We start from the raw sequence: 6,870 nt of genomic DNA on the forward strand, positions 1-6,870 counted from the left end.
GGGCACCTTCGACCGGCATAGTCGGTCAAAGGTGCCCTTCAGCCTTAACCCGAACGTGGCGCGATTCCGCATTGCGAAACTGGTCGTTCAGGGGCATTTCGGGCGTGGGGTCGGGTTCAGGAGTTGGCGGACCTGGCCGAGCAGGTCGCAGCCGCGGTGCCAGTCGCCGTCCACCGCGACGGCCACCTTCTCCACCCCAGCCGCCGCGTAGCCCGCGAGCTGCTCCGCCGCCTGCGCCGGAGTCCCGGCGACCACGACCCGCCGGGCCACCTCGACCGACATCCCGAAGGTCGCCGCGAGCCGACGAGCACAGCGTTCGGCCAGGCCCGGATCGGGCCGGTCGGTGAGGGCGGCGTGGATCACCGTCGCCAGCCGGGGCGCCGAGCGACCGTGCTCCGCGGCCAGCTCGCGCAGCCGAGCGGCCTTGGCGCGCAGGTCCGAGGCACCGTGCAGGTCGGCGAACCACCCATCGCCGAAGCGGGCCGCGCGGCGCAGCGCGGCGGGCGAGGAACCACCGATCCACACCGGCGGCGGAGCCACCGGAGGAGCGAGCCGCACGACGGGGCCGTGCGGCAGCGCGGTCGGTTCGCCGCTGAGCAGCGACGGCAGCAGCCGCAGGAACTCATCGGTGCGCCGACCGCGCGTGGTGGGGTCGACGCCCACCGCGTCCCAACCGCTCTGGTGGTCGCCGACGCCGATGCCGAGGTGCAACCGGTCGCCACCGGTGAGGTGCTGCAGCGTCGCGATCTGCTTGGCGGCGCACACGTGCGGGCGCAGCGCGGGCAGCAGGACCGCGAAGCCGATGTCGATGCACTCGGTCACCGCCGCCGCGGTGGCCAACGTCAGCATGCCGTCGAGCACCGGCACTCCGTTGGCGAGGTGATCGCCGCTCCAGATCGAGTCCAGCTCAGCATCGACGGCGTGGTAGGTCGCCTCCCGGATCTCGACGTCCGCCGCGTCGGGCAAGAAGATTCCGATATCGACCGGCATGGCGCCCTCCCGGAGGCCTGCGGGACCAGTGCTTTCCCAGCGTCGAACTTCGAGCACACTGGAGGTCAAGTCCCCGCGGCGAACCGTTGACCTCCAGTTAAGTCGAACTCTTAGGTTCGGTGGCAGCAGAGCGGAAGGGATTGCGGCGATGACCAACGGAACGATCCTCGTGGTGGGCGCGACCGGCAAGGTGGGGCGGCACGTCATTGCCGGACTGGCAGCGGCAGGTGTCCGGGTTCGAGCGATGACCACTCGGAACCCGGCCGACGTGCCGGTCCCCGACGGCGTGGAGGTGGCACGCGGCGACATCGCCGACCCCGACTCGCTGCCGCTGCACGGCATCGAGTCGGTGTTCCTCGTCTGGCCGCTGGCGTCGGCGAACCTGGCGCCGCGGTTCCTCGCCGCGGTCGCCGAGCACGCCCGGCGCATCGTCTACCTGTCGGCCACCGGGGCGGGCGAGAGCGAGGAGCTGTTCCACACCGAGCTGGAACGGCTCATCGAAACCTCCGATGTGGACTGGACCTTCCTGCGGGCGGGCGGATTCGCCGCCAACACCTTGGGCTGGGCGCAGGAGATCCGCGCCGATGGTGTGGTTCGCGACGTCTACGGTGCGGCGGCCCGACCGCTGATCCACGAGAAGGACATCGCGGACGCCGCCGTGCGAGTGCTGCTCGAAGACGGTCACACCGGGGCGAAGTACGCCCTGACCGGGCCCGAGACGATGACCCAGATCGAGCAGCTGCGGGTGATAGGTGCGGCGATCGGCCGCCCGCTGCGCTGGGAGGAGATGTCCCGGTCGGCGGCCCGCCGCCGAATGCTGGACGGCGGCTGGCCGACGACCATCGCCGACACCGCCCTCGACTACTGGGAAAGGCTGACCCGGGAACCGGAGCTGGTGTCCCCGATGGTGCAGAGCCTGACCGGCCACCCGGCCAGAACCTTCCGAGAATGGGCCACCGACCACGCAGCGGACTTCTCGTGAGCCAAATTCCGGTTCTAAGAACTCGCACGGATTGGGCGTAGCGGGGGTGGTCGTCAGGCAAGCGGCGTCAGCCGCTTCCCGCCACCCTCGCAGCTGGCACCGCCGCGGGTTCTCAGGCAGTGCCATGCGGGGACACCCGGCACCCCGAGTTATCTCGCGAGGACAGCCACGACGCTGCGTATCGGACATACATGATGTCGGGGATCCCGGAGACGAGAAGACCTCTGAGAGTCTGTCTTCGAACTCGTTTTGCTTCGCGGTGCGGGTGGCAGACCTGGCGATTTCGCGCGAAATCGCCACCCGCCCCGCGGGGGAGACGGCGATTTCGCGCGAAATCGCCCACCTCACCCGAGGTGGACGGCCCGACACGACCACTTCAAAAACAGGCACTCAGGTTCCGCTACCCGCACCGCCACCCAAACCAACCCGCGCACTCTCTTACCGGGACGATCATTCATCCTGCTGGGCTCAAGGGCCGGTGCAGATCGAGGGGACGGCGCGGGCGAGGCCGATCTGGTGCAGCCCGTTCAACCGCAGCTCGCTGCGGGTCTGCTGGAACGCGCTGATCAGGTAGCCGCCGCAGGACGGCTGTTCGCGCAGCCGCTCGGTGTCGCGCAGCTCAAGCAGGATCTCGTCGCCCAGCCGGTCGATGATCGGTCGGATCTCGCCGAGGTCGGGGCGCTCGGTCGGCTGCTCGTCGGGGTGCGCCGCCCAGTACGCGTGCAGGGCGCGCTGGACGACTTTGCTGGCCTCGATCTGGTCGCGGAAGACCCGCTTCGACTCCTCCGGATCGATGCCGAGCTCCACCGACTTGCGCGCCACGGAGTCCAGCACCTGCTGCTCCCGTACCGGGTCGTCGATCGGCTGGTCGGTGCCCCACTTGGCCGCCGCCACCTGGTCGGACGTCGCGACGCGCTCGGCAGCTGATCGCAGCAGCGGGTCGAGGGAATCGTCGGCGGCCTGAGCCGGAGCTGCGAACGCGACGACGACGGCGCTGGCGAGGAGCAGGGAACGCATCGCAAACCCTCCCGATAGACGACCCAACCGCGCCCGAGTATCGCGCACCGACCACCCGTCGACCACCGTTCTCAAGGGATGCGCCAGCGCGATTGCGCACCCGCTTTCCGGAACCTGACGAAAGTCAAGGTCGTCGGTGCCGAAAGACCACTGCTGCCACCCGTGCCGGATCCCTACCGTCGTTGCGACCTGCGAAGACGTGGAGGGATCGATGAGTTTTCCGTTGGCCGCCAATGAGATCGAGGACGTGCCGGATATCAGCATCGGCTGGTACCGCGCGGTGATCGGCCTCGCCCACGACGCACCGGGTTGGGTGCAGGGGTTGGCGGACATCGCCACCGAGGCCGTGCTGCTGGTGTTCGGTGCACTGGTGCTGGCGAACCTGTGGCGAACGCGCCGCGCCGACCGCCGGATGCGCATCTTCGCGTTAGCGGTGCCGGTCGTCACGGTGCTCGCCTACGCGATCAGCGAGTTCACCAAAACCCTCGTCGAGCAAGAACGCCCGTGCCGCGCGGTCCGCGACATCGTGGCGACCATCGCGGAATGCCCCGAGCCGGGCGACTGGTCGCTGCCCAGCAATCACGCCACCATCGCGGCGGCCGCCGCGGTCGGGCTCGCCGTCGCGTGGCGCCGACTGGCCATCGTCGCGGTGGTTATCGCCGCCTTGGAAGGATTCCTGCGCGTTTTCGTCGGCGTGCACTACCCGCACGACGTCATCGCCGGTCTCCTCCTCGGCGCCCTCACCGCGACAGCGGGCATGTCCCTGGCCACGGCGCTGGCATCCCACCGGTCCGTCCAGCAGCACTCCTGACCTGGCCGGGATCGACCGGAAAACCGTTCGCTGCGGAGCGCGCGTTGGTACGGAAGAACGAATTTCCCAACCGGCAACTAGTCGTTCGGCTGGCCGCGGGTCGTCGAACTGCGGCCATTCCACAAGATCCCGCAGTCCTTCGGTTGGTGCTGGGCAACTTCCGGCCACCCGCGTTAGTCCTCCCGGGCGGGCGTCTTCCGGCCGAATCGCGCTGGAGGGTCGTGAGTGAGAACCGGGATTCCCACTCACGACCCCGCCGATCCGCGCGCCTTCTCACCGGTCCGAACCTTCGCGGTCCACCAGGCCCGCTTCGTAGGCGAGGATCGCGGCCTGGACCCGGTTCTTCACGCCCAGCCGGTTCAGGATCGCGCTCACATAAGCCTTCACGGTGCCTTCCACGACGTGCAGCCGCCTGGCGATCTCGGCATTGGACAGCCCGGCCCCCACCAGCGCGAGCACCTCGCGCTCCCGCTCGCTGAGCGCGTCCACGTGCTCGCGAGCGGCGATTTCCTGCCGCAGTCGAGGACCACCGAACTCCTTGATGACCCGACGGGCCACCGGCGGCGAAAGGTACGCGCCGCCTTCGGCCGCCGCCCGGACACCCAGCAGCAGTTCGCGCGGGTCCCCGGTCTTGAGCAGGAATCCGCTGGCCCCGCCGTGGAGGGCCTGCGCGACGTAGGCGTCCTCGTCGAACGTCGTCATGATCAGCACTGCGGTTTCCGGTGCCACGCGGCGGATTTCGTCCGCCGCGGCGAGCCCGTCGAGGCCCGGCATCCGGATGTCCAGCAGCGCCACCGACGGCCGGTGCCGCCGCACCAGTTCCACGGCGTCCCGCCCGTTGGCGGCTTCCCCGACGACTTCGATGTCCGCATCGGCGCCCAGGATCGCCCGCACCCCGGCGCGAACCATGGCTTCGTCGTCGGCCAGCACCACGCGCACTTCTCCTCCTACTGTTGCAGAAAGTCCTTGCTCACCAACGTGTTCTGCCGGAAGCACAGCCGGTACAGCTCCCCGTGCCGTTCGCCGAACGGGTTGTGGTGCGCGCTGTAGTAAGCGCAGCTCGCCCCCGCCGGTCGCGGCGGGTCGCCCTCGGGCGGGTCATCGATCCGGGTGCGCATCGGCAGCAGCGGCTCGATGGCGGACCGCGATTGCCCCAGCTGCATCCGGTCGAAGGCCGCCGAGGGCAGCACCGACGTGATGGTGTCGAACACCGTGATGCAGGCGGTCAGCAACCCCAACACGACCGCACTCGCCGCGGCCACCGCGACCACGACGTTCCGGCTGCTGCGCACCTGGCCTTCCGCCCGCGCGAGGTGCTCGGCGGACTCCGACGTCGCCGCGATTGCCTGCGCCACCTGCGGGATCCGCGCGGTCAGCAGGAAGCGCCCCTGCCGCGGCCCAGCTTGGAAAGACCCGCCCGCCAGCCGAACCCGCTCGGCGAGTGCGACGAGGCCGTACCCGTTCCCGGCCGCACCCTCGGCCTCGACCAGCGGATTCGCCACCGACACCCGGCTTTCGTCCGTGCCGTGCCGGATCTCGACGGTCACGTCCGCGCCCGGCGCGTGCTTCGCGGCGTTGGTCAGCGCCTCCTGCACGATCCGGTACACCGAGCGCATGCGCATCGACGACCGAGGCACGTCGCCGGTTTCGGTGCGCGTCACGGACATCCCGGCCTGCCGCGCGTGCTCGACGAGCCCCGCTGCGGTCTCATCGGTGGTGACCGGCGCGGCGTCGTCGCGCAGCACCTCGACGACTTCCCGCAGCCGCTCGGCCGCAGCGGTCACCGAGACCCGCGCCTGACCGGCCGCTTCCCGATGCCCGGTGGCCAAATCGGGCGCGACCTCCAACGCGCCGATGCGCAATGCGACGAGGCTGAGCTGGTGCCCGAGCAGGTCGTGCATGTCCCTGGCGATCCGGGTGCGCTCCTGCAACCGCGCCTGCTCCCGGACCATCTGCTGCTGCCGTTCCAGGTGCTCGGCCCGCGCCCAACCGGCCCGCACCAGCGTCCGGTACTTCTGGTGGTGGCGCCCCAACAGCCACGGGACCAGCGCGAACAGCAGCGCACCGAGCAGTGCGACCAGCCAGGCCCCGACGTCGTGCGACAACACGAGCACGAGCAGCGACAGCACGGCGCTGGCCAGGGCGAGCCGGATCAGCGCGTCGCGATGTCGCCGTACCCGGTATCCGGCGGCGTAGCTGATCGCGATCACCACAGCGGTGCAGGCGAACGCCCCGATGGCGGTCTCGTCCGGTCTGGAGATCAGCGCCAGCGCCCAGGCCGCCAACGCGACGACCACCGCGACCAGCGGCCGGGTGCGCCGCAGCAAGACGGTGCCACCGACCACGGCAACGCCGAGCAGGATCTCCCAGGCGCGAAACGGCGCGGTGGCCGCGAACTGGTTCACCGCGAGCACCGGAACGGACAGGACGAGCCACCACAGCACGTCCCGCTTCGACACCTTCACCACCTGAACGCTACCGGCCGGTCGGTAATGTCGGATTGATGCGGAGTCTGCTGGAGCTGAGCGCGACTTGGTATCGCGCGATCGCTGAATGGGCGAAGTCGACACCGGAGTGGGTGCACGGCTCCGCGCTGGTGGGAACCCAGGCGCTGCTGGCGGTCTTCGCCGCACTGGCCGTGCTGGGGTGGTGGCGCACCGATCCGCAGAAGTTCGAGCTGGGCGGGCGGCGTGCCGATCGGCGGCTGTTCGTGCTGGTCGTGCCGCTGGTGGCCGCGCCGGTGAGCTGGTTGCTCAGCGAGCTGATCAAGGACCAGGTGCAGCAGGAGCGGCCGTGCCGGGCGTTGCGGATCGCGGGCGGAACAATCGCGAACTGCGCGGACGTCAGCAACTGGTCGCTGCCCAGCAGCCATTCGGCGGCGGCTGCCGCCTTCGCGGTCACGCTGTCGGTGCTGTGGCGCCGAATCACGGCACTCGCGGTTGTCCTCGCGCTGCTGGAGGGCTTCTCCCGAATCTTCATCGGCGTCCACTACCCCCACGACGTCCTGGCGGGTTTCGCTCTCGGTGCCGCCGTGGGTGCGGTGACCGTGTGGTTGAGTTGGGGCGGTGCG

Annotated in this window: 7 protein-coding genes; 3 read left to right on the plus strand and 4 right to left on the minus strand. The window is 70.0% G+C overall.

Features of this window, described 5'->3' with window-relative positions; all coding sequences use genetic code 11:
• Positions 1 to 87: 87 nt before the first annotated feature.
• Entirely contained in the window at positions 88 to 990 is a 903-nt protein-coding gene (locus ACTWQN_RS13490; RefSeq protein WP_443203768.1) for an LLM class flavin-dependent oxidoreductase, read from the minus strand.
• 148 nt (positions 991 to 1,138) lie between these two features.
• Between ACTWQN_RS13490 and ACTWQN_RS13495 the strand changes: the two genes are divergently transcribed.
• Positions 1,139 to 1,972, plus strand: a complete 834-nt coding sequence (locus ACTWQN_RS13495) for an NAD(P)H-binding protein (protein WP_443203769.1) — start codon at positions 1,139 to 1,141, stop codon at positions 1,970 to 1,972.
• Positions 1,973 to 2,440: 468 nt separating this feature from the next.
• Here ACTWQN_RS13495 and ACTWQN_RS13500 read toward each other — a convergent pair whose 3' ends face one another.
• Positions 2,441 to 2,989 (minus strand): chorismate mutase, encoded by a 549-nt coding sequence (locus ACTWQN_RS13500; RefSeq protein WP_443203770.1) that lies wholly within the window; start codon positions 2,987 to 2,989, stop codon positions 2,441 to 2,443.
• Between the two features lie 211 nt (positions 2,990 to 3,200).
• Here ACTWQN_RS13500 and ACTWQN_RS13505 point away from each other — a divergent pair, with 211 nt between their 5' ends.
• Entirely contained in the window at positions 3,201 to 3,800 is a 600-nt protein-coding gene (locus ACTWQN_RS13505) for a phosphatase PAP2 family protein (protein WP_443203771.1), read from the plus strand.
• Between the two features lie 273 nt (positions 3,801 to 4,073).
• On the opposite strand, the gene ACTWQN_RS13510 is transcribed toward ACTWQN_RS13505, so the two are convergent.
• Entirely contained in the window at positions 4,074 to 4,739 is a 666-nt protein-coding gene (locus tag ACTWQN_RS13510; RefSeq protein ID WP_443203772.1) for a response regulator, read from the minus strand.
• A gap of 8 nt (positions 4,740 to 4,747) precedes the next feature.
• Positions 4,748 to 6,265, minus strand: coding sequence for a sensor histidine kinase (locus ACTWQN_RS13515; RefSeq protein ID WP_443203773.1), 1,518 nt, complete (start codon positions 6,263 to 6,265; stop codon positions 4,748 to 4,750).
• Positions 6,266 to 6,303: 38 nt separating this feature from the next.
• On the opposite strand from ACTWQN_RS13515, the gene ACTWQN_RS13520 reads away from it, so the two are divergent.
• On the plus strand, positions 6,304 to 6,870 hold a 567-nt coding region (locus tag ACTWQN_RS13520), incomplete at its 3' end, for a phosphatase PAP2 family protein (protein WP_443203774.1).

The organism is Saccharopolyspora antiqui (assembly GCF_052246905.1).
In the GTDB taxonomy this organism is placed as follows: Bacteria; Actinomycetota; Actinomycetes; order Mycobacteriales; family Pseudonocardiaceae; genus Saccharopolyspora.